This is a genomic window from Lelliottia sp. RWM.1, from assembly GCF_016859735.1.
Taxonomy (GTDB): domain Bacteria; phylum Pseudomonadota; class Gammaproteobacteria; order Enterobacterales; family Enterobacteriaceae; genus Enterobacter.
This window is the reverse complement of record NZ_WLVC01000036.1, coordinates 1-24,616: the sequence shown is the minus strand read 5'-3', so window position 1 is coordinate 24,616 and position 24,616 is coordinate 1. Positions and strand designations below refer to the sequence as shown.

Genomic DNA, 24,616 nt, shown 5'->3' with positions numbered 1-24,616 from the left:
CTCAGAACAGCAAAGATGACGACGTGTCGAATGCCGCCCGGCGGCGTTTTTCCGCGCTCATCTGTTCAAGCTTGTCACGATCCACACAAACCAGCGCGTGCGTCGGACAGGCTTCCATACAGGCTGGCCCTGCCTCACGGTGGTAGCACAGGTCACATTTGTTAGCTTCAGCTTTATCTGCTCGCACGCTCAGCCCGACGCCGCTGTTACGGACAACCGGGCGCACCACGACTTCCATCGCGCCGTAAGGACACGCTACTACGCAGGTTTTGCACCCAATGCAACGTTCCTGCATTACATGTACAAAGCCTTTTTCACGGCTGATCGCGCCGTTAGGGCACACATTGGCACAGGGGGCATCTTCACACTGACGACAGATGGCCGCCGTTGAAATATTCACGCCCTTAATGACGTGGATTCGTGGCAGGAAAGATTCCGGGGTCAGGGATGCACAATCCTGCTCCGCCTGATGGGATACTACGCACGCGACTTCACAGGTACGGCAACCAATACACTTACTGGCATCGGCCATCATAAAACGGTTCATCTGCTTCTCCAGCATAACAGTCATGCGCGGAAGCATTCATAAAACGTGCCAATTTTTAATGTATTGATTTAACTGAATTTAGAAAGACTCCCACGCTGTCATCGTCACAAGTGACGATGACAGGTGTCGACGTCAAAGATGAGGGCCCGGCGTAACGGAGTCGCGCAAAATCAACTCACCAGAGAAGGTTTGTTGGGAGATAAACTCACCGCCATCCAGCATGAAGATCAGACGACTAATCGTCTCTTTGATCATCTCCGTTACCGGAATTCGCACGCTGGAGAGAGAGGGTGTGAGATACGGCGCAATCGCCACATCATCAAAGCCAATCACCGACACCGCCGCAGGGGTAGCAATCCCGCTATCGTGAAGCTGTTTCATGGCGCCGATCGCCATGTCGTCATTGCTCGCCACCAGTGCTGTAAAGGTCTCGCCACGGGATAACAGCTCAGATACCGCCGCCGCACCGCTGGCCGGGTTCCATTTTCCCTGGGCAATCAATTCAGGACGAAGCGGGATCTGGTGCTGCGCCAGTGCCTCTTTGTAGCCGGAAAGACGCTCAATGCCGGTTGGGGAGTCCAGAGATCCGGTGATAAAGGCGACATCCCGATGCCCCTGTTCGATGAGTTGCGACACCGCCGCCTGGCAGGAGGCTTTATGATCAGACCAGACGCAATGGCTGCTGTTTTTACGCAAGCGACGGTTAAGCACCATAATCGGCTGCTCGCACTTCTCGATGATGTCGTCCATCTCGTCCACGCTTAAGAAACGCGGGTAGATGATCACCGCATCGCAGCGCATATCGAGCAGATACTGGATCGCCTTACGCTCTTCTTCTGCGCTGTGCTTACCATCCGCCAGAATCAGCTGTCGCCCCTTCTCTTCCGTCATTCGGGCAGCATGGAACAGCAACTCGCTGAAGTAGACCCCGTGATATAGCGTGTTCGTGACGACCAGCCCAAGGGTTTGCGTCCGTTTGGTGGCCAGATTGCGCGCAAGTAAATTGGGACGATAGCCGCTCTCGTCAATCGCCTGAAACACCCGGTCTTTCGTCTCCTGGCTCACGTAGCCATTTCCCGACAGCACCCTGGATACCGTCGCTTTCGAAACGCCCGCCCGCTTCGCCACTTCCAGCATCGTGGTCATGTTTTTATTCCGTTTGAAACTGATGGGGCGCAGTGTACTGCACCACAGAAAAATTGTCCCAGCACGAATATCACGCTTTCAACACCCCATAGTGATCATCATCACGAATATAAAAAATGTACAAAACATGATCTTGTTTCATTCAAAGAAACTCATGATGATTATGTGGAACCGGTTTCCTATCTATTCTCATAACGACAACAGGATCACATCCGATGGCCAAAAATTACGCTGCGCTGGCGAAAGACGTTGTTAGCGCACTCGGCGGCAAAGACAACGTTGTCGCCGTCACCCACTGCATGACGCGCCTGCGTTTCGTCCTGAAAGACGAAAGCCAGCTCGACAGCGCACAGCTCAAAAGCATCAGCGGCGTACTCGGCGTGGTACGTAACGATAACCAGTGTCAGGTAATCATTGGCAATACCGTTTCTCAGGCCTACCGCGAAGTCGTGAATCTGCTGCCGACAGAGATGCAGCCAGCCCTTCCCGAAGGCCCGCAAAAGCTGACTTTCCGCCGCATTGGTGCGGGGATCCTGGATGCGCTGATCGGAACCATGTCACCACTGATCCCGGCGATTATCGGTGGGTCGATGGTCAAACTGCTGGCGATGATCCTGGAAATGACCGGCGTGTTGACCAAAGGTGCGCCAACACTGACCATACTGACGGTGATTGGGGACGGCGCATTTTTCTTCCTGCCACTGATGGTCGCCGCCTCTGCTGCCGTGAAATTCAAAACCAACATGTCACTGGCGATTGCTATTGCAGGCGTACTGGTTCACCCCAGTTTCATTGAGCTGATGGCAAAAGCTGCACAAGGTGAACACGTCGAGTTCGCCTTTATTCCGGTCACTGCGGTGAAATACACTTACACCGTGATCCCGGCGCTGGTGATGACCTGGTGTCTGTCCTACATCGAACGCTGGGTAGATAAAATTACCCCGGCCGTGACCAAAAACTTCCTCAAACCGATGCTGATTGTGCTGATTGCCGCGCCGCTCGCCATCGTACTGATTGGCCCGCTCGGGATCTGGATCGGAAGCGCGATCTCCGCGCTGGTTTACACCATTCATGGTTATCTGGGCTGGCTGTCCGTTGCCATCATGGGCGCACTCTGGCCACTGCTGGTGATGACCGGGATGCACCGCGTATTTACCCCAACCATCATTCAGACCATTGCCGAAACAGGCAAAGAAGGCATGGTAATGCCATCGGAAATTGGCGCTAACCTGTCACTCGGCGGTTCATCGCTGGCGGTCGCCTGGAAAACGAAAAACCCGGAATTGCGTCAAACCGCGCTGGCGGCGGCAGCCTCTGCCATCATGGCGGGGATCTCCGAACCTGCTTTGTACGGCGTGGCGGTTCGTCTGAAGCGTCCGCTGATTGCGAGTCTTATCAGCGGCTTTATCTGCGGCGCAGTTGCCGGGATTGCCGGGCTCGCCAGCCATTCGATGGCCGCACCAGGGTTGTTTACCAGCGTACAGTTCTTCGACCCGGCCAATCCAATGTCCATCGTCTGGGTATTTGGCGTGATGGCGCTGGCAGTGGTGTTATCGTTTGTCCTGACGTTGATTCTCGGCTTTGAAGATATCCCGGTTGAGGATGACGCGGAAAAAGCCCGCGCCCTGCACACTGCGCCGGTTCAGGCACAAGCAGCACGAGCATAATTCTATAGCGAGGTAAAAATGTCTGTTTTTCCACAAGGATTTTTATGGGGTGGTGCACTGGCCGCCAACCAGAGTGAAGGGGCTTACCGTGAAGGCGAAAAAGGACTCACCACAGTCGACATGATCCCCCACGGCGCAAACCGTCTGGCGGTAAAAGTCGGGAAGGAAAAACGTTTTTCGCTGCGTGATGACGAGTTTTATCCAAGCCACGAGGCGATTGATTTTTACCATCGCTATAAAGAAGACATCGCGCTGATGGCGGAGATGGGTTTCACCGTATTCCGCACCTCGATTGCCTGGAGCCGCCTCTACCCAAACGGCGACGAACCGCAGCCAAACCAGGAAGGTATCGCCTTTTACCGCGCCGTGTTTGAAGAGTGCAGAAAATACAACATTGAGCCACTGGTCACACTCTGCCACTTCGATGTGCCTATGCATCTGGTCACGGAGTATGGCTCCTGGCGCAACCGTAAAATGGTCGATTTCTTCGCCCGTTATGCGCGTACCTGCTTTGAAGAATTTGACGGTCTGGTGAAATACTGGCTGACCTTCAATGAAATCAACATCATGTTGCACAGTCCTTTCTCCGGCGCGGGTCTGGTGTTTGAAGCGGGTGAAAACGAAGATCAGGTGAAATACCAGGCCGCGCACCACGAGCTGGTAGCAAGTGCGCTGGCAACCAAAATCGCCCACGAGATCAACCCGGAAAACCAGGTCGGCTGTATGTTGGCGGGCGGTAACTTCTACCCGTACTCCTGCAAACCAGAAGACGTATGGATGGCGCTGGAAAAAGACCGTGAAAACCTGTTCTTTATCGACGTGCAGGCGCGCGGCAGCTACCCGGCCTACTCGGCGCGCGTGTTCCGCGAAAAAGGGGTGGTGATTGTTAAGGATCCGGGCGATGACGACCTGCTGAAACACACGGTCGATTTTGTCTCATTCAGCTATTACGCCTCGCGCTGTGCGTCTGCGGATATGAATGCAAACAATACCAATGCGGCGAATATCGTGAAGTCCCTGCGCAATCCGCATATCGAAGTCAGTGAATGGGGCTGGGGTATTGACCCGCTGGGTCTGCGTATCACCATGAACATGATGTACGACCGCTACCAGAAACCCCTGTTCCTGGTGGAAAATGGCCTCGGTGCGAAAGATGACATTGATGCCAACGGCGAGATTAACGATGACTATCGTATCAGCTACCTGCGCGAACATATCCGCGCAATGGGCGACGCCATCGAAGACGGTATTCCGCTTATCGGTTACACCACATGGGGCTGTATCGACCTGGTGGCTGCCTCCACGGGTGAAATGAGCAAGCGTTACGGGTTTATTTATGTCGATCGCGACGATGCAGGCAACGGGACGCTGGATCGTAAGCGCAAGAAATCGTTCTGGTGGTATAAGAAAGTGATTGCGAGTAACGGGGCGGATCTGGCGTAACATGCGGTTTCCCCTCATCCCGAAGGGAAGAGGGGATTGCCCGGTGCGGTTTTCAGGCCGGAGTGAGAGGGTCAAATCCCCCCTTCCCCACCCACGAACCAAGCCGGGAATAAACCACTTCCACCGCCTCTTTGATCGGGGGCGTCATCGGGTAGTAAAACCCAACGATATCCGGCTGAATGCCCAGAAACAGCACCTCCCCCACGTCATCCTTAATCTGATCGACCAGGTAGTTCAGCGGCATGTTGTGGGTGGTCATCATGAACATTTCCGCGATGTCATCAGGGTCAATCAGGCGGATCTCGCCGGGGTTTAGCCCCATATCGGTGGCATCAACAATCAGCAATCTGTCCGGGTGCAGTTCACGAATGGCGACCACATCGTTTTCCGGTGCGCTGCCGCCGTCAATCACTACCCAGTTCCCCAGGGGATTAGCGGCGCACATCTCCGCCAGCAGTGGACCTGCGCCATCATCACCCATCATGCTGTTGCCGACACACAATAAAACGTCAGTCACGTAATCTCCTCACCATCAGATAGATGGCGCTCTCCTGATGAATATCGTGCAGCATACTGAGGACAATTTTACTCCAGGCCTGCTGCTCGGGGGTTTGCTGGCTGAGTGCTGCATCAAAGGCATTCGCCAGCATCGCAATATGGTTGGCGTCGATAACGATCTCGCCGTACTTCGGTACGCCCTCCATTTTGCGCCGCGCGGTACTGCCCTCTTCCAGTGTGGCGATCCACGCCAGATACTCCGGCCACGGACAACTTAGCGCCGCTTCAAGGCAGTCGATCACCCCCAGGTGATGGCCAATCGCCAGGCTGTAATAGACCACCTGCTGCGCCGCATCCGGCGTGGCATCGTTCTCATCAATAAACTTACGGCTCAGCTGACTGAACACCACCTTTTCACTCATCGGATACGCGCCTCATCCACCACCTGATTCAGGTTTGCCACAATCTCATTCAGCCGCGGATCGTTTTCCGCTTCCAGCCAGCGGGCAACCTGGTGGTCTCCCTGGCCCAGCAAACGCAGATAATCATCCGCAATCTGGCGACCATAGCGGTAGCCTGCCAGTTTGCGCGCCATGCGATCGACCTTCACGCGCAGCGGTTGCACCATGTCCGGATGAAGAATGGTTGCGGGCTGATTGTCGATCTCACCCGGTTCGCGGGCGTGGATTTTTTGCTCCAGCAGGCCGAGCGCCATCGCAAAACCGTACAGCGTGGCCGCAGGTGTTGGCGGGCAACCCGGAATATACACATCCACTGGCACAATTTTGTCCGTCCCGCCCCATACGCAGTAGAGGTCGTGGAAGATACCGCCGCTGTTGCCGCACGCCCCGTAAGAGATACAGATTTTTGGATCGGGCGCAGACTGCCACGCACGTAGCGCAGGCGAACGCATGGCACGGGTTACTGCGCCAGTAAACAACAAAATGTCAGCATGACGCGGTGACGGTACAACTTTGATACCAAAGCGTTCGGCATCAAACAGCGGCGACAGTGTTGCGAAAATCTCAATCTCGCAGCCGTTGCAACCACCGCAGTCCACCCGGTAGACGTAGGCAGAACGTTTGATTTTTTTCAGCAGCGACGCTTTCATGCTGGCGATGGACTCATCCACCGTCATCGGAACAGGGATCCCTCTGTCGTCGCGTGGGCCCAGTAAGTTATCCATTAGCTGGCCTCTCTCATATGGCGGGTTAAATCAATACGATCGGATGGCAACAGGCATTTCTGTCGCTTACATTCCGGACAGGTTTCAAAACTCTCCCGGTGATGTTCCGCCCGGATATCCCCGTTGTGTTTCAGCAACGCAATGGCGTAGTCGATCTCTTTTTGGACGGCAAACGGTCTATGGCACTCACGGCAATGACACAGCGCAAATCGCGACTGCTGCAGGAAATCCTCTTTTTTCCAGACCGCCAGTTCGTACGCTTGCGACAATTTAATCGCCGCCGTTGGGCACACCTCTTCGCAGCGACCGCAAAAGATGCAGCGCCCCAGATTGAACTGCCAGGCCAACTCCTGTGTGGCAAGATCCGTTTCGACCGTCAGGGCATTCGACGGACAAGCATTAACGCAGGCCGCGCAGCCGATACACTGCTGCGGGTTGTGTTCAGGTTTGCCGCGAAAGTTTTTATCGACCGGCATCGGTTCCAGCGGGTAACTGCTGGTTACTGCGCCGGTTTTGATCACTTTTTTGATAAAGGTAAACATGACAAATCCCTATTTCAGCGGCGAGTTCTTACGCTCGATGCTGTAGCGTTCAAGCTCTTTATATGGCACGACCTGGCTTTTTTTCTTCCTTACATCCACCACCGTCATACGGTCGGTGCAGGAGTAGCAAGGATCAAGGCTGCCGATAATCAGTGGCGCATCTGAAACCGTGTTGCCACGCAGCATATAGCGCAGCGTCGGCCAGTTGGCGTATGTTGCCGCACGACAACGCCAGCGATACAGCTTCTGGTTGTCACCAGTCATGCTCCAGTGAATGTCGTCTCCGCGTGGCGCTTCGGAAACACCGAGGGCAAAGCGGCCAGGAATATAGGTAAAGCCTTCCACCATCAGCGGGCCACCAGGCAGATTATCCAGCCCGAAGTCGATCATATTGAGCGCGGTGAAAACTTCGTTAATACGCACTTTCAGACGAGAGATAACATCGCAACCCTGCTCACTATGCACCGTCATCGGCAGCAGGCCGTAACCGACAAACGGGTGATCCGCACGGGTATCACGCGCATGGCCGCTGGCACGCACCATGGGACCAACGTTACTGAAGTCACGGGCGATTTCCGGATCAAGACGGCCAATACCGACGGTACGTTGTTCAATGTTTGGCGTGCTCAGCAGCATATCCACCAAATCCTGCACGTCACGGCGCATCTGTTGTGCCAGCAGGCGAGTCTGGATCATGTCGTCTTTCAGCAGATCGCGGCGAATCCCGCCGATCAGGTTCAGCCCGTAGGTTTTACGCGCCCCGGTCAGGATCTCCGCCATTTTCATGGACGCTTCGCGCACGCGGAAGAACTGCATAAACCCGGAATCAAAACCGACAAAGTGACAGGCCAGCCCCAGATTCAGCAGATGAGAATGCAGACGCTCCACTTCCAGCAGAATCGCGCGGATCATCTGTGCGCGTTCCGGTACGACAATCCCCATCCCGTTTTCCACCGACGTGGTGTAGGCGGTGCTGTGGGCAAAACCACAAATGCCGCATACGCGGTCGGAGAGGAAGGTCACTTCGTTGTAACCCATACGGGTTTCCGCCAGTTTTTCCATACCCCGGTGGACATAGAAAAGACGGTAGTCGGCGTCGATGATGTTTTCACCATCGACAAACAGGCGAAAATGCCCAGGCTCATCAGAGGTCACATGCAGCGGGCCAATCGGCACAACGTTGTTCTTTTTGCTGCCCAGCTCATTGATGAACTCGTAGGTTTCGTTGTCCGTGGTGGGCGCAGGACGTTGACGGTAATCCATACTGTCTTTACGCAGCGGATAAAGTTCGTCCGGCCAGTCATCCGGCAACACCAGGCGACGTTCATCCGGCAGGCCAACCGGAACCAGGCCGTACATATCGCGGACTTCACGTTCCCCCCAGACAGCGGCAGGAACACGTGGCGTGACTGACGGATATTCCGGCTTGTTCGGGTCCACTTCTACGCGTACCGTTACCCAGCACTTCTCGCCCTGCTCCATCGACATGACGTAGTACACCGCGTAATTGCCGCAAAGCTGACGCTCGTCGTTACCAAACAGAACGGACAGCCAGCCACCCTGCTGGTAATAGAGAAACTCTACCACTTCCGGCAGGTAGTTCACTTTCACAGTGAGGGTTATCTGGTCTTTAGTCTGCCAGCTTTCATCCAGCACCACGCCGGGAAAGGCCTGGTGGAGTGCGGCGAGATACTGCTGACCTTTTTTTTCTTCAGACATAAATACTCTCTTAAATCACGCCACCAGCAAGGAGACGAACGCTAAAAATGCAAATCCAAAACCAGCCCAGGTAACCCGTGAGGTGGCCACAAAACGCAGGCGCGCCATGCTGTTTTCAAACAGCGCAATCACCAGCACGCCGATCAGCAGCTTGAGCGCCGCAACCACCACGGCCAGCACCAGACCACTAACGGAGAAATGCGTCATCTGTCCCCACGGGAAGAAAACGCCAACAAACATTTGCAGCACCACCAGTTGTTTAAGGCTAATACCCCACTTCAGCACGGCAAAACCGTAGCCGCTGTATTCGGTGAGCGGTCCTTCCTGCAACTCCTGCTCTGCTTCAGCGAGGTCGAACGGTAGTTTTCCCATCTCAATAAAGGTGGCGAAGGCGCAGGCACACAGAGCCAGAATCAGCGGAATGGAACGGGCGACAGGCCAGTGATAAACGGTGTGAGTGATAAAACTGATGTGCGTAGAGCCCGCAACCTGCGCGGCAACCCACAGCCCCAACAGCAGGATTGGCTCAACCAGAACGCCCAACATTGCCTCACGACTGGCTCCGAGCCCGGTAAACGGGCTTCCGGTGTCCAGCCCGGCAATAGCAAAGAAGAAACGGGCGATAGCGAAGAGGTAGATCAGCGTGATCAGATCGCCAAGCACAGGCAACGGAGACCCTACCGTCACCACCGGTAACGCCGTCGCGATGGTTAACATCACGCCAACCATCACAAAAGGGGTCAGGCGGAAGACCCAGCCTGCCGCATCCGGTGCGACGCTCTGACGAGTCAGCAATTTGAAGAGATCGCGATACTCCTGCAGCACACCAGGCCCGCGACGGTTATGCATCCTGGCGCGCGCCACACGGCTCACTCCCGATAGCAATGGCGCAACGGCGAATAACACCAGCGCCTGAAGTAATGCCAGTAACAGACTCATGTCAGGCTCCTCGTGAAATCACAATCACCACCAGTACTGCCAGCTCAATCACGGCCAGACGGCGGAACAACGCAGGTACAGCGGCACTTTGCCAGCCCGGGATCCACCCCACCGGATTAAGCCAGTGACGCAGCTTCAACACAGCGGCAAAGTTCTCTTTAACCGGCATGGCAAAACCATGGGCAGTGATCACCATGGATTGCTCATGTTCGTAACCACAGGCCCAGGCCGCACCGCGCGAACGCGCAGGCAACCGGTCGCGGCGGAAAAAGAGCATCAGCACAAACGGCAGCAACGGGGCAGCAATCAGCAACAGGGCAATCATCGGCTGGGAAACCGTGGTGTGTGCGGTCGTGAGCGGCAGCGGAACCGCCTTGCCAAGCAGCGGGATAAGCCATGGCGCCGCCACGCCGCCAATAATGCAGCACAACGCCAGAGCCACCACACTGGCTGCCATTAGCAACGGTGCGCAGCAGGCATTTTCCGCTTCACGGGTGCGTGGTGCGCCAAGGAACGTCACACCATAGACTTTCGCCATGCACATCACCGCCAGTGCGCCTGTGATCGCCAGGCCAACAGCCAGCAGCGGCCCCAACAGACGCGCGATAAACACGTCACTTTGGCCGAGCGCAAAGAAGGACTGGTAAATCACCCACTCACCGGCAAAGCCATTCAGCGGTGGCAACGCCGCCATCGCCATCAGCCCGACCAGCATACATAAGGCGATCACCGGCATTTTTTTGCCAATACCGCCCAGCTTTTCAATATCGCGATGACCGGTACGGAACCAGACGCTGCCCGCGCCCAGGAACAGGGTGCTTTTAAACAGGCTGTGGTTAATGAGGTGATACAGACCGCCAATAAACCCGGCTGCAATCAGCGCCGGATGATTCAGTGCCAGCCCCGTCACACCCGCCCCGAGACCGAGAAGAATAATGCCGATGTTTTCCAGCGTGTGGTACGCCAGCAGACGCTGGATATTGTGTTCCATTAGCGCGTACAACCCGCCGACAAATGCCGTGACCATTCCCGCCAGCATCAGCACAATACCCCACCACAACGGAGGCTGCCCCCCCACCAGTGAAAACGTCAGGATGCCGAATAACCCAACCTTCATCACTACGGTCGAAAACAGTGCGGCGGCCGGGGCTGAGGCATTGGCATGTGCCTGAGGAACCCAGCCATGGAGCGGGATGATCCCCGCCAGCAGGCCAAAACCGATGACTCCCAACAGCCAGATATCTGCGCCCAATGGCAGCACCTGCGTGCGTTCATGCAGCAGCGTAAATTCAAGCGTGTCATAGCGTTGCCACACCAGCCAGCACGCCAGCGCAAGCAGCAGCGTGCCGAGTCGTCCAAGTGCAAACCACAGCTTGCCGGATACACTACATCCGGTGAGGAACACGCCGCAAAGGGCCATGATCTCCGCCATCACGACCAGCGCGCCCAGGTTACTGGCGGTGACGGCGCAAATCGCGGTCGCCATCAGCAAATTCACCAGCAGGCCGTTCGGTTTGATTTGCGGGTGACGATGCCAGTCAATATTAAACAGGCTGATAAAAAAGCCGCACAGGCCGAAGGTCACCAGCCAGATGGCATTCAGCGGTGAGAGCTGAATCGCATGACGGATCAACGGCAAACTCGCCCCGGTAGATTGCCCCCCCATCAACACAATCGCTCCCGTCGCCGTGGTCATCGCACCGGCGAGTGCGCCACCAATCCCTGCTATCCAGCCGCTCAGGGTTTTACAGAAGGAGAAGACCAGCGCCAAAACAGCCGTCGCAGCAAAGACCATCACCGCGCTACTCATCAAGGTCGTTGCGTTCATTTCGCCCCCTCGTTCTGAGACTGAAACAGCGAAAGATCGCCAAAATCGGAATTGATCGTGAGCTCGCGTTTACGTTTGCTGGTTCGCGCAATATCGCGAATATTGACCAGAATTAGTGCTTTGGTCGGGCAGGTACGCACACAGGCCGGGCCTTGCTCATCGAAGCTGCAGAGATCGCATTTCACTGCGATGGCACGCACGCCGGGAACCCAGTCCAGCAATGTGCTCACACGAGCCGGAGCGGGAGGGGCTGGCGGCGCTTTCGGGGAGTTGGCGTTCGCCGGAATGTGCAGCGGACGGCTGCCGGAAAACTCAATGGCCCCAAACGGACAGGCAATGCCGCACAGTTTGCAGCTTACGCACAGGCTTTCGTTCAGCTGTACAGCACCCTCTACGCGAGTGATCGCATTAACAGGGCAAACACCCGCACACGGGGCATCCTCACAATGGTGGCAGAGCTGCGGGGCAGACTCTTTTTCATTACGCATGACGCGCAGACGCGGCATTGACTGTAACCCGTGCTGACGGTGTGTTTCCGAACACGCCGCCTCACAGGTGTGACAGCCAATACAGACCGTCGAGTCAGCAATTACAAAACGGTTCACCGGGTAATCCTCTGGTGATGGTCATTTTTGACGAAAATCTGTCTTATCGACACTTCTCGACACTCGGAACAAATCAGGCAACGTTGGCTGAAATATTTCCAGCAATCAGCTGTTTCAGGTTTACCGGTAAATCGTGCTCCACCGCGGTATAAAGCCCCTCGTAAACTGGCGCGATTTTCTCCAGATAATGTTCCAGAACCTGCTGACGATCGCGGTTGCTGACGTGACCATCCACCATGCCATCGGCCATCAACTGCGCCTGGGCAATACGTTGTTTTTCACCCTCTTTTGTCTCGACGTAATACTCAATGGTGTGGCTGTTAAAGGTGTCAGCCAGCGTGACATAAACCGTAAAATGCCCGAACAACACAAAGCGCATATCACCTTGTGCGGCACAGCTCATGGCATGGTGAAGACGGGCTTTCGACAGGGTGATCCCCTGTACCAGAGAGTTGCAATAGAGATGCCATTGCTCCTGTAACTGCTGATGGCGCTGCGCGATGTAATCCGCTTTCTCGCTAATTTCCCAAATGGTCATACAAGGTGTCCGATTAATGGAGATTGCGGCTATTAAGCAGATTCCATGCCAATTTTTAATATATTGATTTTAAATAATTTTAACCAAATCCAGTCTGTCAAAACAGCGGTGTCGACGTGTCATTTCGACAGCGCCGACACCGTCACGCCTTAACAAAAATCAAGATGGCACTGTTATTGCATTAACGGGGCAATTCATTGAGGAGGCGTCATGCACGAACTCACCCTCTGCCAACGGGCTTTGGAATTAATCGAACAGCAGGCAACCCTGCATAACGCAAAACGTGTTACCGGCGTCTGGCTGAAAGTCGGGGCATTTTCCTGCGTCGAAACCAGTGCCCTGACCTTCTGCTTTGAACTGGTGTGTCGCGACACGCTGGCGGAGGGCTGCCAGCTTCATATTGAAGAACAGCAGGCGGAGTGCTGGTGCGAGCAATGCCAGCAATACGTCACGCTGCTGTCGTCGAAGGTACAACGCTGCCCACAGTGCCAGAGCACCGGGCTTCGCATCGTGGCGGATGACGGGTTGCAGATCCAACGCCTCGAAATCGATCAGGAGTAAATTATGTGTAGCACCTGTGGTTGCGCCGAAGGCAACCTCTATATTGAAGGGGATGAACATCGTCCTCATTCCGCGTTTCGCTCCGCGCCATTTTCTCCCGCCCCCCGCCACTCCGGGGCATTGACGGGCATCACCTTCACACCTAAGCAATCCGATGCCGGCGATCTTCACTACGGTCACGGCGAAGCAGGCACACACGCGCCGGGCATCAGCCAGCGTAAAATGCTGGAAGTTGAAATCAACGTACTTGACAAGAATAACCAGTTGGCGGCCCGTAACCGCGCCCGTTTTGCCACCCGCAAACACCTGGTGCTTAACCTGGTCTCCAGCCCGGGTTCCGGTAAAACCACCCTGTTAACCGAAACACTCAAACGCCTGAACGAGCGTGTTTCCTGCGCGGTGATTGAAGGCGATCAGCAGACGGTAAATGACGCTGCGCGTATTCGCGAGACAGGTACACCTGCCATTCAGGTCAATACCGGGAAAGGCTGCCACCTGGATGCACAGATGATTGCCGACGCCGCCCCGCGTCTGCCGCTGGCAGATAACGGCATTCTGTTTATTGAGAACGTGGGGAACCTGGTGTGTCCGGCCAGCTTTGATCTCGGCGAGCGCCACAAGGTAGCGGTGCTGTCCGTGACTGAAGGAGAAGATAAGCCGCTGAAATACCCGCATATGTTCGCCGCCGCATCGCTGATGCTGCTGAATAAAACCGACCTTCTGCCTTATCTGAATTTCGATGTCGAAAAATGCCTGGCTTACGCCCGCGAAGTGAATCCTGATATTGAGATCCTGCTGGTCTCCGCCACACAGGGTGACGGGATGGACAACTGGCTGAACTGGCTGGAGAACGAACGATGTGCATAGGCGTTCCAGGGCAAATACATTCTATCGACGGTGTTCAGGCCAAAGTGGACGTTTGCGGTGTGCTACGTGATGTCGACCTGACGCTGGTGGGCAGCGACGATGAGACAGGCACACCACGCATCGGCCAGTGGGTGCTGGTGCATGTCGGTTTTGCGATGAGTGTGATAAACGAGGCGGAAGCGCGCGACACGCTGGATGCTCTGCAAAATATGTTCGACGTTGAGCCTGATGTCGGCGCACTTCTCTATGGTGAGGAGCAGTAAGCCATGCGCTACGTCGACGAATATCGCGCACCTGAACAGGTGATGCAGCTCATAGAGCATTTGAAAATACGGGCCACACGGCTGAATTACACTGCCGAAAAACCTCTGCGCATTATGGAAGTGTGCGGCGGACATACCCATGCGATCTTCAAATTTGGCCTTGACCAGTTGCTACCGGAAAACATTGAGTTTATCCACGGGCCTGGCTGCCCGGTGTGCGTCCTGCCCATGGGGCGTATCGACAGTTGTCTGGAGATCGCCAGCCAGCCTGATGTGATTTTCTGCACCTTTGGCGATGCGATGCGCGTCCCGGGAAAAAAGGGATCCCTGCTCCAGGCCAGAGCGCGCGGAGCTGATGTCCGTATTGTCTATTCTCCCGTGGATGCGCTCAGGCTGGCGGTGGAAAATCCTGCCCGAAAAGTGGTGTTTTTCGGCCTGGGTTTTGAAACCACCATGCCCGCAACAGCCATTACGCTGCAACAGGCGAAAGCCCGTAACATTGAAAACTTTTTCTTTTTTTGCCAGCACATTACGCTCATTCCAACACTGCGCAGCCTGCTGGAAGAACCGGGCAATGGCATTGACGCGTTCCTGGCCCCCGGCCATGTCAGTATGGTCATCGGTACAGAGGCCTACGGTTTTATCGCCAAAGACTACAATCGCCCATTAGTCGTTGCTGGTTTCGAACCTCTTGATCTACTGCAAGGCGTAACCATGCTGGTTGAGCAGAAAATAGCAGCCCAGAGTACGGTGGAAAATCAGTACCGCCGTGTTGTTCCCGATGCCGGAAATCGACTCGCGCAACAGGCCATTGCCGACGTCTTTGCCGTTAAAGGCGACAGCGAATGGCGCGGCCTGGGGCTGATTGCCGAATCAGGAGTGCACCTGACGCCTGCGTATCGCTCGTTCGACGCCGAAGCACATTTCCGCCCGCAGCCTCAGCAGGTTTGCGACGATCCTCGCGCCCGCTGTGGCGAAGTGTTAACCGGTAAATGCAAGCCACATCAATGCCCGTTATTTGGCAACACCTGTAACCCGCAAACCGCATTTGGTGCGCTGATGGTCTCTTCAGAAGGCGCATGCGCGGCGTGGTATCAGTATCGTAATCAGGAGTGTGAAGTATGACCACGGTGGAAATGGCGCACGGCAGTGGCGGTCAGGCCATGCAGCAGTTGATTAATCAGCTGTTTATGGAGGCCTTTAATAACCCCTGGCTGGCGGAGCAGGAAGATCAGGCGCGAATTGACCTCGCCTCCCTCACCGCCCAGGGCGACAGACTGGCCTTTTCTACTGACAGTTATGTCATTGATCCGCTGTTTTTCCCTGGCGGTGATATCGGCAAGCTGGCGATCTGCGGTACAGCAAACGATGTGGCCGTCAGCGGCGCGATTCCCCGCTATCTCTCCTGCGGTTTTATCCTGGAAGAGGGACTGCCGATGGAGACACTTACCACGGTTGTCACCAGCATGGCGCGCACCGCCCGTGACGCGGGGATCGCTATTGTGACCGGGGATACCAAGGTGGTACAGCGTGGTGCGGCGGATAAACTGTTTATCAACACTGCCGGGATGGGGGCGATCCCCACAGATATTCACTGGGGCGCTCAGCAACTCTCGGCTGGCGATGTGTTACTGGTCAGCGGAACGCTGGGTTGTCATGGCGCGACGATACTGAACCTGCGTGAAGGGCTTGGGCTTGACGGTGAATTGCGCAGCGACTGTGCGGTACTGACGCCGCTTATCCAGACCTTGCGTACTCTTCCTGGCGTAAAAGCCCTGCGCGATGCCACACGCGGCGGTGTGAATGCCGTGGTGCATGAGTTTGCGGCCAGTTGCGGATACGGTATCGAACTGACCGAACGCGGATTGCCCGTCAAACCTGCCGTTCGTGGATTATGCGAGCTACTTGGACTCGATCCGCTAAACTTTGCTAACGAAGGCAAACTGGTCATCGGTGTGGAACGCCATGCAGCAGAAGCCGTACTGGAACAATTACGGGCTCATCCTTTAGGGAAAGAGGCCGCCATAATCGGTGAGGTGGTTGAGCGCAAAGGGGTGCGCCTGACCGGACTGTACGGCGTAAAACGCACGCTGGATCTCCCACACGCAGAACCGTTACCCCGAATTTGCTAGAACCGCGCCAAAAGCGGTCAGCACACTTTTTTCTCTCTTTTTTGCCAGTTTCTATTGGAATGCACTATGTCGTATACACCCACGAGCGATCTTGGACAGCAGGGTCTGTTTGATATCACGCGCACTCTTTTACAGCAGCCCGATCTGGGCTCGCTGAGCGACGCCCTGACGCGGCTGGTCAGGCAATCTGCGCTGGCCGATAGCGCTGCCATTGTGCTCTGGCATAGCGGAAGCCATCGCGCGAGCTACTTTTCGACGCGTGAAAACGGTAAAGCTTTTGAGTATGAAGACGAAACTATTCTGGCTCATGGCCCGGTGCGTCGCATTCTCTCGCGCCCGGAGGCCCTGCATTGCAACTTCGACGAATTCCGGCAAACCTGGCCTCTGCTGGCAGAGAGCGCGTTGTATCAACCCTTCGGTCACTATTGCCTACTACCGCTGGCGGCAGAGGGACGTATTTTTGGTGGCTGCGAATTTATCCGCAACGCTAACCAGCCCTGGAGTGAGGCCGAGTACGAACGTCTGCATACCTTTACGCAAATCGTCGGCGTGGTGGCAGAACAAATCCAAAGCCGCGTGACCAATAACGTCGATTACGATCTGTTGAGCCGCGAACGGGATAACTTCCGCATTCTGGTGGCGATCACCAATGCCGTACTTTCGCGGCTTGATATGGATGAACTGGTCAGCGAAGTCTCCAAAGAGATCCACCACTATTTTAAAATTGATGCCATCAGCATTGCCCTCAGGGGTCACCGAAAAGGTAAGCTGAATATCTACTCCACGCACTACCTCGACGAAGCGAACCCCGCGCACGAGCAGAGCGAGGTTGACGAAGCCGGCACGCTTTCTGAGCGGGTATTTAAAAGCAAAGAGATATTGCTGCTTAATCTTAATGAGCGTGATGTGTTAGCCCCCTATGAGCGGATGCTGTTTAACACCTGGGGAAATAAGATCCAGACGCTGTGTCTGCTGCCGCTGATGTCCGGTAATACCATGCTCGGCGTGCTGAAGCTGGCCCAGTGTGATGAAGCCGTATTCACCACAGCCAACCTGAAATTGTTACGCCAGATTGCCGAACGCATCTCTATTGCACTCGATAACGCGCTGGCCTACCAGGAGATCCACCGCCTGAAGGAGAGGCTGGTGGATGAAAACCTGGCCCTGACGGAACAGCTTAACAATGTTGATAGCGAGTTTGGCGAAATCATTGGTCGCAGCGACGCAATGTACAGCGTGCTTAAGCAGGTTGAGATGGTGGCGCAAAGTGACAGTACGGTACTGATCCTGGGAGAAACGGGAACGGGCAAAGAGCTGATTGCCCGCGCGATCCATAATCTGAGTAACCGCAACAGCCGCCGCATGGTGAAAATGAACTGCGCGGCAATGCCCGCAGGCTTGCTGGAAAGCGATCTCTTCGGCCATGAGCGCGGCGCATTTACCGGTGCGAGTAGCCAAAGACTGGGCCGCTTTGAACTGGCAGATAAAAGCTCGCTGTTCCTGGATGAAGTCGGTGATATGCCGCTGGAGCTGCAACCTAAGCTCCTGCGTGTGTTGCAGGAGCAAGAGTTCGAACGCCTGGGCAGTAACAAGCTGATTCAGACCGATGTACGGTTAATTGCCGCCACCAACCGTGATCTGAAAAAAATGGTCGCCGACCGTGAGTTCCGCAGCGATCTCTATTATCGCCTGAACGTTTTCCCTATTTACCTGCCGCCACTGCGTGAACGCCCGGAAGACATCCCGCTGCTGGTCAAAGCCTTTACGGCGAAAATTGCACGCCGAATGGGACGCAACATCGACAGTATTCCAGCCGAAACGCTACGGACACTGTCGTTAATGGAGTGGCCAGGCAATGTGCGCGAACTGGAAAACGTGATTGAACGGGCGGTATTGCTGACGCGCGGAAACGTGTTGCAACTCTCGCTCCCCGAAGTCTCCCTGTCTGAAGAGCCAATGATGGCCACCGAAGTGGCTCAGGACGGCGAAGAGGAATACCAGTTGATTATGCGCGTCCTTAAAGAGACCAATGGCGTCGTTGCCGGACCGAAAGGGGCCGCGCAGAGACTGGGGCTAAAACGCACCACTCTGCTCTCCCGCATGAAACGTCTGGGGATTGATAAAGAGAGTCTGGTTTAACGCATAATGCCCACTGCGGCTGTGGTATAAACTCTGGTGTACGCCAACATTCATCTGTTCTACAGGAGGTAACATGTCTGTTTCAGCACGTAATCAGCTAACGGGTATCGTGAGCGCAACATCACACGGTGCAGTCAACGACGAAGTTGAATTAACCCTGCAAGGTGGCGCGAAACTGGTCGCCATTGTGACCACCAGCAGCAAAGAAGCTCTGGGTTTAGTCCCGGGAAAAGAGGCCATTGCGCTGATCAAAGCCCCGTGGGTTACGCTGGCAACGGAAGACTGTGGCCTGAAGTTTTCCGCCCGTAACCAGTTCGCAGGTGCTATCGCCAGCGTAACCGAAGGGGCTGTTAATGCGACCGTTCACATTCAGACCGATGCGGGTTTTGAGATTGTCGCCGTCGTGACCAACGAAAGCCGCAAAGAAATGCAGTTAGCCGCCGGAAAACGCATCATCGCCCTCATTAAAGCGTCCGCCATTCTTATCGCCACTCGCGCATAATTTCTCTCTGCCGTGCTCTGCACGGCATTGTCCAAACCACAAATAAAACAAATAAAACAAAACCTTATCATCAATCATTGACACAAAATATATTGCATTGTATAAAATCCCGCCTCAATAATGAGTTTCATTTGCATTAAATTCACTTCCTGGGTCAGCAAGAATAATTTTAATAATTAAGGTAGCGTTTTATGAAAAAGGTCATCTGCGCATTAGGAATGGTGTTCGCATCCGTCAGTTCTGCTTTAGCCACAACTTATCCTCTCACCATTGAAAACTGTGGATATAAAGAGACGTTCACCAAAGCACCTGAGCGTGTCGTCGCACTGGGGCAAAATACCGTCGAAATTCTGCTGCTTTTAGGTTTGCAGGATAACGTGGCCGCCAGTGCGTTTTGGCCAACCAAAGTGTTGCCACAACTGGCTGAACAGAATGCAAAAATCAAAACACTGACGGTCGAAATCCCGACGCTCGAATCCATTCTTGCCCAGAACCCTGATTTTGTTCCTGCGCAGTTACCTTTGCTGCTCGGCCCTGAAAGTAAAGTGGCCAAACGTGAAGATCTCGCCACCGTTGGCGTGAACAGCTATATGTCCCCGGGTATGTGTGCGACCAAAAAAGACATTGGCGATATGTACGGTAGCCGCCAGAAATTGTGGGACATGACGTTCCTGTATAAAGAGATTGAAGATTTTGCCAAAATCTTCAACGTCGAAGATCGCGGCTAGGCCGTCATTGCTGATTTCAAAAAACGCGAAGCAGACCTGCGCCAGGCGTTCGGAAAAAACAAAAAAGACCTCTCCTTTGTATTCTGGTTCTCCAGTGCCTCCCCTTCTTCTGACGCCTATGTTGGCGGCAAGAACAGCGCATCCGGTTTTATTGCAAACGTGCTAGGTGGACATAACGCCATCACCTCAGAAACCGAGTGGCCAACGGTGGGCTGGGAGAGCATCATTGCCGCGAACCCGGATGTCATTGTCGTTTCAAGCCTTGATCGTAATCGTTGGGCACTGGATAACGCACAAGAAAAAATTAAGTTCCTTAAATCTGATCCTGCCGTCAGCCAGTTAGACGCCGTGAAAAAAGGGCACATCGTCGTCATGGACGGCCAGGCAATGAACCCGACGATCCGCACGATTTACGGTGCTGAGCAGGTTGGCGAACAGCTCAGAAAACTGGGATTAGATAAATGACCGCAGTGGCGCAACCAGTACGACAGCGATTTCTGTTAGGTGCGTCGGGCGTTCTGTCCGTGGTGGTGTTATTCCTGGTGATTGCAATGGGCGTCAGCGTTGGCGAGCTTTCTATCCCGCTGCAAAGCGTGTTCTACGCCATAAGCAACAAACTCGGGCTCACAAACGAGCCCCTGAATCGCATCTATGAAAGTGTGATTTGGGACTTCCGCCTGAGCCGCGCACTGGTTGCCGCCTGCTGCGGCGCAGGGTTAGCCATCTGCGGTGCGGTACTGCAAAGCCTGTTGAAGAATGCGCTCGCTGAACCTTATGTACTGGGTATTTCTGCGGGGGCATCGACGGGAGCCGTGTCAGTCGTGGTACTGGGTATTGGGACAGGTGCCGTATCACTTTCCGCTGGCGCGTTTGCCGGGGCATTTGCTGCTTTTGCTTTTGTCGCCTTCCTGACGAACGGCGCGCGTGGCGGAAACGAACGTACCATTCTGGCCGGGGTTGCCGCCTCTCAACTCTTTAATGCCATCACCGCGTATACCATCAGTACATCCGCCAGCGCACAACAGGCGCGCGATGTGATGTTCTGGCTGCTCGGCAGTTTCAGTGGCGTGCGATGGCCTGAGTTTCAACTGGTGCTGGTTGTTGTACTGATTGGCCTTGCGGTATGCCTTTACTACTCCAGAGCCCTGGATGCGTTTACGTTTGGTGATGACGCTGCCGCGTCTTTGGGTATTGCCGTTCCCTGGGTTCGGCTGGCCCTGTTCACCACCACAGCATTGATTACTGCCACCATTGTCAGTATGGCGGGTTCGATCGGCTTTGTGGGGTTAGTTGTCCCGCACGTTATGCGTTTCTTCTTTGGGCCATTGCATCGAACTTTGCTTATCGCCAGCGCCCTCGCCGGCGCGATTCTGATGGTACTGGCTGATATTGCGTCACGCTTGTTGATCGCCCCACAAAGTCTCCCCGTTGGGGTCGTGACTGCGCTGGTCGGAGTGCCGTTCTTTGCGATTATTATCTACCGTTCAAGGAATAAGTGATGAGTATCACCGCTGAAAATATTACCTGGAAGGTGGGTAAAAAAGTCATCGTCAACAATGTCTCATTGAGCGTTTCCCGTGGACAAACTGTCGGGCTGCTTGGCCCTAACGGCTGCGGTAAATCGTCACTTCTGCGGGTCCTTGCCGGGTTGCGACGTCCGGATGCGGGCAGTGTTTCCCTGGACGGGCAGAACATCGCCCGGATAGCCAAAAAACAGCTTGCCCGGCGGGTGGCATTTGTTGAACAACATGGCATGACCGATGCCAATATGCGCGTGCGCGATGTGGTAAAGCTGGGACGTATTCCACACCATTCGCCGTTCTCAAACTGGAGTACGCAGGATGACGAAACCGTCACTGCCGCCCTGCGCAGGGTCGACATGCTGGAAAAGAGCGAGCAAGGCTGGCTGAGCCTTTCGGGCGGGGAGCGTCAGCGTGTACACATCGCGCGCGCACTGGCACAGACGCCGACGGAGATCCTGCTCGATGAGCCGACCAACCACCTGGACATTCACCATCAAATGCAGTTAATGCATCTGATCAGTGAGTTACCGGTGACCAGTATTGTGGCCATCCACGATCTCAATCACGCCGCTATGTTTTGTGATGCGTTGATTGTGATGCAAAAAGGCCAAATTGTGGCGACAGGGACACCACAGGACATCTTAACCGAGGAACTTCTCTGGGATGTTTTCCGGGTGAAAACCAAAATTGAGATCTCGCCCTATCATGGTAATAAGCACATCCACTACCTTGTTTAACGCCGGATAACCTGCATGTCTCTGTTTTCCCTGCGCCCCGCGACGCAACTCTGGCCGCCCGTGTTACTGGGCAGCCAGTTTGTTTTTAACATTGGTTTCTATGCCGTCGTCCCCTTTCTGGCTATCTTCCTGCGCGACGATATGCTGCTTTCTGGCGGGCTGATTGGGCTGGTACTGGGGTTACGTACCTTTTCGCAACAAGGGATGTTTATCGTCGGCGGTGCGTTGTCTGACAGATATGGCGCGAAGGTCATTATCCTGTGTGGCTGTGTGATCCGGGTTGTAGGTTATCTGTTACTGGCTTTTGGAACGTTACTCGGGCCAATCATTCTGGGGGCCTGCCTCACGGGAATCGGTGGCGCGCTGTTTTCACCGTCGATTGAAGCGCTGCTGGCAAAAGCAGGAAGCCAAAGTGAAACACAGGGAAAACGCAGTCGTGCAGAGTGGTTTGCTCTGTTTGCGGTGTGCGGTGAGCTTGGTGCGGTGCTCGGCCCTGTCGCGGGAGCGTTGCTCACGGGGCTGGGCTTTCGCCAGGTAGCTCTTGCTGGAGCGGGGGTATTTATCATCGCGCTGGTTGTCCTGTTTTTCTGCCTTCCTTCCAGGCAAAATACCCAACAGACGCTGGCGATCCTCCCCTGGTGGACCACATTTCGCCAGCCACGCTTTGTCGCCTTTATTATTGCCTATAGCTCGTGGCTTCTGAGCTATAACCAGCTTTATCTGGCGTTGCCGGTCGAGATCCAGCGAGCTGGCGGCAGTGAGAAAGATCTTGGCCCGTTATTTATGCTGGCATCGGTGTTGATCATTGCCTTTCAACTTCCGCTGGCGCGTTTTGCCCGTCGGGCAGGCGCAGCCAGAATCATACCGATTGGATTTTTGCTGCTCTCAGCCTCTTTTCTGAGCGTGGCCTGTTTTGCGGCAACCGAACCGGCAGAAGGCTGGATGCGATTGCTGCCATCGGCCTGCTTCGTTTCACTATTAACGCTGGGACAAATGCTGATCGTGCCTGCAGCGAAGGATCTGATCCCGTGGTTTGCCCAGGAATCAACCCTTGGCGCGCACTATGGCGCACTCTCCACAGCGGGTGGTTGTGCCGTTCTGGCGGGGAATTTAGTGTTTGGCAGTCAACTTGATCACGCGCTAACGCCCTCAAACGCCGCCATTTATCCGTGGCTGCTGCTGGCATTTTTCCCGCTCTGTAGCGCAATCGCGTTGGTGATAATCTGCCGTCCTGTACGTGCCTCTTTGGCTCGTCAGCCCTGACTTACTGATTTTTGGGACGGTATTTTTCCGGCAGTTCAGGAACAGGACGACGGTCGTCAATCAGATGACGAATCGTGAGGATCGGATGTCGCCACAACATGCGTGGTCCGGCCCAACGCATAACCTGTTTCATCTCCTCACGTTTGGCAGGCTGGTAGCAGTGCACAGGACACTGCTTGCAGGCGGGCTTTTCCTCACCAAAAATACATTTATCCAGGCGTTTATCGGCATACGCGTTAAGCGCCTGATAATGTCCTTCTTCTTTGGAGGCCTCAGGACACTGCGTTTCATACAGCGCAATCATTTTAGCGATCGTCTCTTTTTCTCGTGAGATACGTTTTCCAGACATAACCAGTACCGAATAATAAGATGTATTTATAATACTATTTTGTGTCAGGTATTTCAGGCTGATTTCATCGTTTGCATTTTGTTTTCTGAAGAGACCTTCCAGTTTTAACTCTGCTTCGCATCAGATTTACTGGTATTTTATACAGGAAAATTAACCACATTTACCCGCGACTCCCGGAGCCTGTATGCCAGACATCACCATTGCTAAACCCTTTCGTCATCTTAAAGTCGGGTATTACCGTAAACGTCACGAAGATCGTAAAACCAAAATCCCGACACGTTATAGCGTACATGCTGCCCTGAGCTTAAAAGGGGACTGGCTTGAAAAAGCAGGATTTACGACTAACTCGCAGGTCAGAGTGGGTGTCGAGCGGGGAAAGTTGGTCATTGAGCTTATGGAAGATGGCCCGGTGTAATGCATCGACATTTTTCTGCGCTACGTCATTTTTTCATGCGACAATAGAGGAAACCTACGGCCACTACGCCGCTCAAAGATCAATATTATCAATGAAATGGATATCATAACTCCATGACCACAATCGACAATTTTGACGCCCATACGCCGATGATGCAGTGGTGTGTTAACGCTGATTTGTAAAGATTATTTTCTACCACATTATAAAAACAATACTTTAACCTACACTTCATTAACCATCTGATTTTATGTATATTGTTTGCTGTACTCATCCAAAGTTATAATCCCTCTGTTTTTCCATCCCTCCATTAACACAAGACAACCCCATGAGCCGATAACATGTATCCAGTAGCGAAGGTCAGTATGGGAAAGACTCTAGCGAGTATATTTGGCTAATAAACTGTGAATCGCCACGGGTTTAACAGACACCTCAGAGTCATTTAAGATGACTTAAAGAGAGGTGCCCATGAGCGGTAAGCG

At 54.4% G+C, this 24,616-nt stretch carries 25 protein-coding genes and 1 pseudogene; 14 read left to right on the top strand and 12 right to left on the bottom strand.

Going from position 1 to position 24,616, the window contains the following annotated elements; translation table 11 throughout:
• Position 1 precedes the first annotated feature (1 nt).
• Both hydN and GF617_RS20350 read right to left on the bottom strand, forming a co-directional pair.
• Positions 2 to 547 carry an electron transport protein HydN gene (gene hydN / locus GF617_RS20355; protein WP_181620523.1) on the bottom strand — a complete coding sequence of 182 codons (546 nt, stop codon included), beginning with the start codon at positions 545 to 547 and terminating at the stop codon, positions 2 to 4.
• Positions 548 to 679: 132 nt separating this feature from the next.
• Positions 680 to 1,717 (bottom strand): LacI family DNA-binding transcriptional regulator, encoded by a 1,038-nt coding sequence (locus GF617_RS20350; RefSeq protein ID WP_375290818.1) that lies wholly within the window; start codon positions 1,715 to 1,717, stop codon positions 680 to 682.
• Between the two features lie 191 nt (positions 1,718 to 1,908).
• Between GF617_RS20350 and ascF the strand changes: the two genes are divergently transcribed.
• Both ascF and GF617_RS20340 read left to right on the top strand, forming a co-directional pair.
• On the top strand, positions 1,909 to 3,360 hold the full coding sequence (gene ascF / locus GF617_RS20345; protein WP_203452342.1) for a PTS cellobiose/arbutin/salicin transporter subunit IIBC: 1,452 nt from the start codon (positions 1,909 to 1,911) through the stop codon (positions 3,358 to 3,360).
• Positions 3,361 to 3,378: 18 nt separating this feature from the next.
• On the top strand, positions 3,379 to 4,803 hold the full coding sequence (locus GF617_RS20340) for a 6-phospho-beta-glucosidase (protein ID WP_203452341.1): 1,425 nt from the start codon (positions 3,379 to 3,381) through the stop codon (positions 4,801 to 4,803).
• Between the two features lie 52 nt (positions 4,804 to 4,855).
• Here GF617_RS20340 and hycI read toward each other — a convergent pair whose 3' ends face one another.
• The 9 genes from hycI to hycA form a co-directional block, all read right to left on the bottom strand.
• On the bottom strand, positions 4,856 to 5,320 hold the full coding sequence (hycI, locus tag GF617_RS20335; protein WP_203452340.1) for a hydrogenase maturation peptidase HycI: 465 nt from the start codon (positions 5,318 to 5,320) through the stop codon (positions 4,856 to 4,858).
• The gene (locus GF617_RS20330; protein ID WP_181620528.1) at positions 5,313 to 5,723 is read right to left on the bottom strand and encodes a formate hydrogenlyase maturation HycH family protein; all 411 of its coding nucleotides are present in this window, start codon (positions 5,721 to 5,723) and stop codon (positions 5,313 to 5,315) included. Before GF617_RS20330 ends, hycI begins: the two co-directional genes overlap by 8 nt.
• Complete coding sequence (locus GF617_RS20325; protein WP_203452339.1) at positions 5,720 to 6,487, bottom strand: NADH-quinone oxidoreductase subunit B family protein; 768 nt, start codon at positions 6,485 to 6,487, stop codon at positions 5,720 to 5,722. Before GF617_RS20325 ends, GF617_RS20330 begins: the two co-directional genes overlap by 4 nt.
• Positions 6,487 to 7,029, bottom strand: a complete 543-nt coding sequence (locus GF617_RS20320) for a formate hydrogenlyase complex iron-sulfur subunit (protein WP_181620530.1) — start codon at positions 7,027 to 7,029, stop codon at positions 6,487 to 6,489. Before GF617_RS20320 ends, GF617_RS20325 begins: the two co-directional genes overlap by 1 nt.
• Before the next feature lie 9 nt (positions 7,030 to 7,038).
• Positions 7,039 to 8,748 (bottom strand): NADH-quinone oxidoreductase subunit C, encoded by a 1,710-nt coding sequence (locus GF617_RS20315; RefSeq protein WP_203452338.1) that lies wholly within the window; start codon positions 8,746 to 8,748, stop codon positions 7,039 to 7,041.
• A 15-nt stretch (positions 8,749 to 8,763) separates the two neighbouring features.
• Positions 8,764 to 9,687: a respiratory chain complex I subunit 1 family protein gene (locus tag GF617_RS20310; RefSeq protein ID WP_181620532.1), complete on the bottom strand. Its 924-nt coding sequence runs from the start codon at positions 9,685 to 9,687 to the stop codon at positions 8,764 to 8,766.
• Between the two features lies 1 nt (position 9,688).
• Positions 9,689 to 11,515 carry a formate hydrogenlyase subunit 3 gene (gene hycC / locus GF617_RS20305; RefSeq protein WP_203452337.1) on the bottom strand — a complete coding sequence of 609 codons (1,827 nt, stop codon included), beginning with the start codon at positions 11,513 to 11,515 and terminating at the stop codon, positions 9,689 to 9,691.
• Positions 11,512 to 12,120, bottom strand: a complete 609-nt coding sequence (locus GF617_RS20300) for a 4Fe-4S dicluster domain-containing protein (RefSeq protein WP_181620534.1) — start codon at positions 12,118 to 12,120, stop codon at positions 11,512 to 11,514. The genes hycC and GF617_RS20300 overlap by 4 nt, the downstream gene beginning before the upstream one ends.
• Before the next feature lie 73 nt (positions 12,121 to 12,193).
• A complete protein-coding gene (gene hycA, locus GF617_RS20295; RefSeq protein WP_203452336.1) occupies positions 12,194 to 12,658 on the bottom strand; it encodes a formate hydrogenlyase regulator HycA in 465 nt (154 codons plus the stop codon).
• A 210-nt stretch (positions 12,659 to 12,868) separates the two neighbouring features.
• Here hycA and hypA point away from each other — a divergent pair, with 210 nt between their 5' ends.
• The 11 genes and pseudogenes from hypA to GF617_RS20240 all read left to right on the top strand — a co-directional run bounded on the left by hypA (position 12,869) and on the right by GF617_RS20240 (position 23,373).
• The gene (hypA, locus tag GF617_RS20290; RefSeq protein WP_181620536.1) at positions 12,869 to 13,219 is read left to right on the top strand and encodes a hydrogenase maturation nickel metallochaperone HypA; all 351 of its coding nucleotides are present in this window, start codon (positions 12,869 to 12,871) and stop codon (positions 13,217 to 13,219) included.
• Between the two features lie 3 nt (positions 13,220 to 13,222).
• Entirely contained in the window at positions 13,223 to 14,086 is an 864-nt protein-coding gene (hypB, locus tag GF617_RS20285) for a hydrogenase nickel incorporation protein HypB (protein WP_181620537.1), read from the top strand.
• Positions 14,077 to 14,349, top strand: a complete 273-nt coding sequence (locus GF617_RS20280; RefSeq protein ID WP_181620538.1) for a HypC/HybG/HupF family hydrogenase formation chaperone — start codon at positions 14,077 to 14,079, stop codon at positions 14,347 to 14,349. Before hypB ends, GF617_RS20280 begins: the two co-directional genes overlap by 10 nt.
• 3 nt (positions 14,350 to 14,352) lie before the next feature.
• A complete protein-coding gene (gene hypD / locus GF617_RS20275) occupies positions 14,353 to 15,474 on the top strand; it encodes a hydrogenase formation protein HypD (RefSeq protein ID WP_181620539.1) in 1,122 nt (373 codons plus the stop codon).
• Positions 15,471 to 16,481 (top strand): hydrogenase expression/formation protein HypE, encoded by a 1,011-nt coding sequence (hypE, locus tag GF617_RS20270; protein WP_181620540.1) that lies wholly within the window; start codon positions 15,471 to 15,473, stop codon positions 16,479 to 16,481. Before hypD ends, hypE begins: the two co-directional genes overlap by 4 nt.
• A 66-nt stretch (positions 16,482 to 16,547) precedes the next feature.
• A complete protein-coding gene (flhA, locus tag GF617_RS20265) occupies positions 16,548 to 18,620 on the top strand; it encodes a formate hydrogenlyase transcriptional activator FlhA (RefSeq protein ID WP_203452335.1) in 2,073 nt (690 codons plus the stop codon).
• A gap of 73 nt (positions 18,621 to 18,693) precedes the next feature.
• A complete protein-coding gene (locus tag GF617_RS20260; RefSeq protein WP_181620542.1) occupies positions 18,694 to 19,122 on the top strand; it encodes a molybdopterin-binding protein in 429 nt (142 codons plus the stop codon).
• Between the two features lie 191 nt (positions 19,123 to 19,313).
• Positions 19,314 to 20,315 (top strand): annotated as a pseudogene (locus GF617_RS20255) (ABC transporter substrate-binding protein).
• Entirely contained in the window at positions 20,312 to 21,349 is a 1,038-nt protein-coding gene (locus GF617_RS20250; protein ID WP_203452334.1) for an iron ABC transporter permease, read from the top strand. Before GF617_RS20255 ends, GF617_RS20250 begins: the two are co-directional and overlap by 4 nt.
• Positions 21,349 to 22,110, top strand: coding sequence for an ABC transporter ATP-binding protein (locus tag GF617_RS20245; RefSeq protein ID WP_181620545.1), 762 nt, complete (start codon positions 21,349 to 21,351; stop codon positions 22,108 to 22,110). Before GF617_RS20250 ends, GF617_RS20245 begins: the two co-directional genes overlap by 1 nt.
• Positions 22,111 to 22,125: 15 nt before the next feature.
• A complete protein-coding gene (locus GF617_RS20240; protein WP_203452333.1) occupies positions 22,126 to 23,373 on the top strand; it encodes an MFS transporter in 1,248 nt (415 codons plus the stop codon).
• A gap of 1 nt (position 23,374) precedes the next feature.
• Here the strand turns inward: GF617_RS20240 and GF617_RS20235 are convergent, their stop codons facing one another.
• A complete protein-coding gene (locus GF617_RS20235; protein WP_181620547.1) occupies positions 23,375 to 23,722 on the bottom strand; it encodes a nitrous oxide-stimulated promoter family protein in 348 nt (115 codons plus the stop codon).
• Between the two features lie 184 nt (positions 23,723 to 23,906).
• Here GF617_RS20235 and GF617_RS20230 point away from each other — a divergent pair, with 184 nt between their 5' ends.
• Positions 23,907 to 24,137: a SymE family type I addiction module toxin gene (locus tag GF617_RS20230; protein WP_181620548.1), complete on the top strand. Its 231-nt coding sequence runs from the start codon at positions 23,907 to 23,909 to the stop codon at positions 24,135 to 24,137.
• Positions 24,138 to 24,616 lie beyond the last annotated feature (479 nt).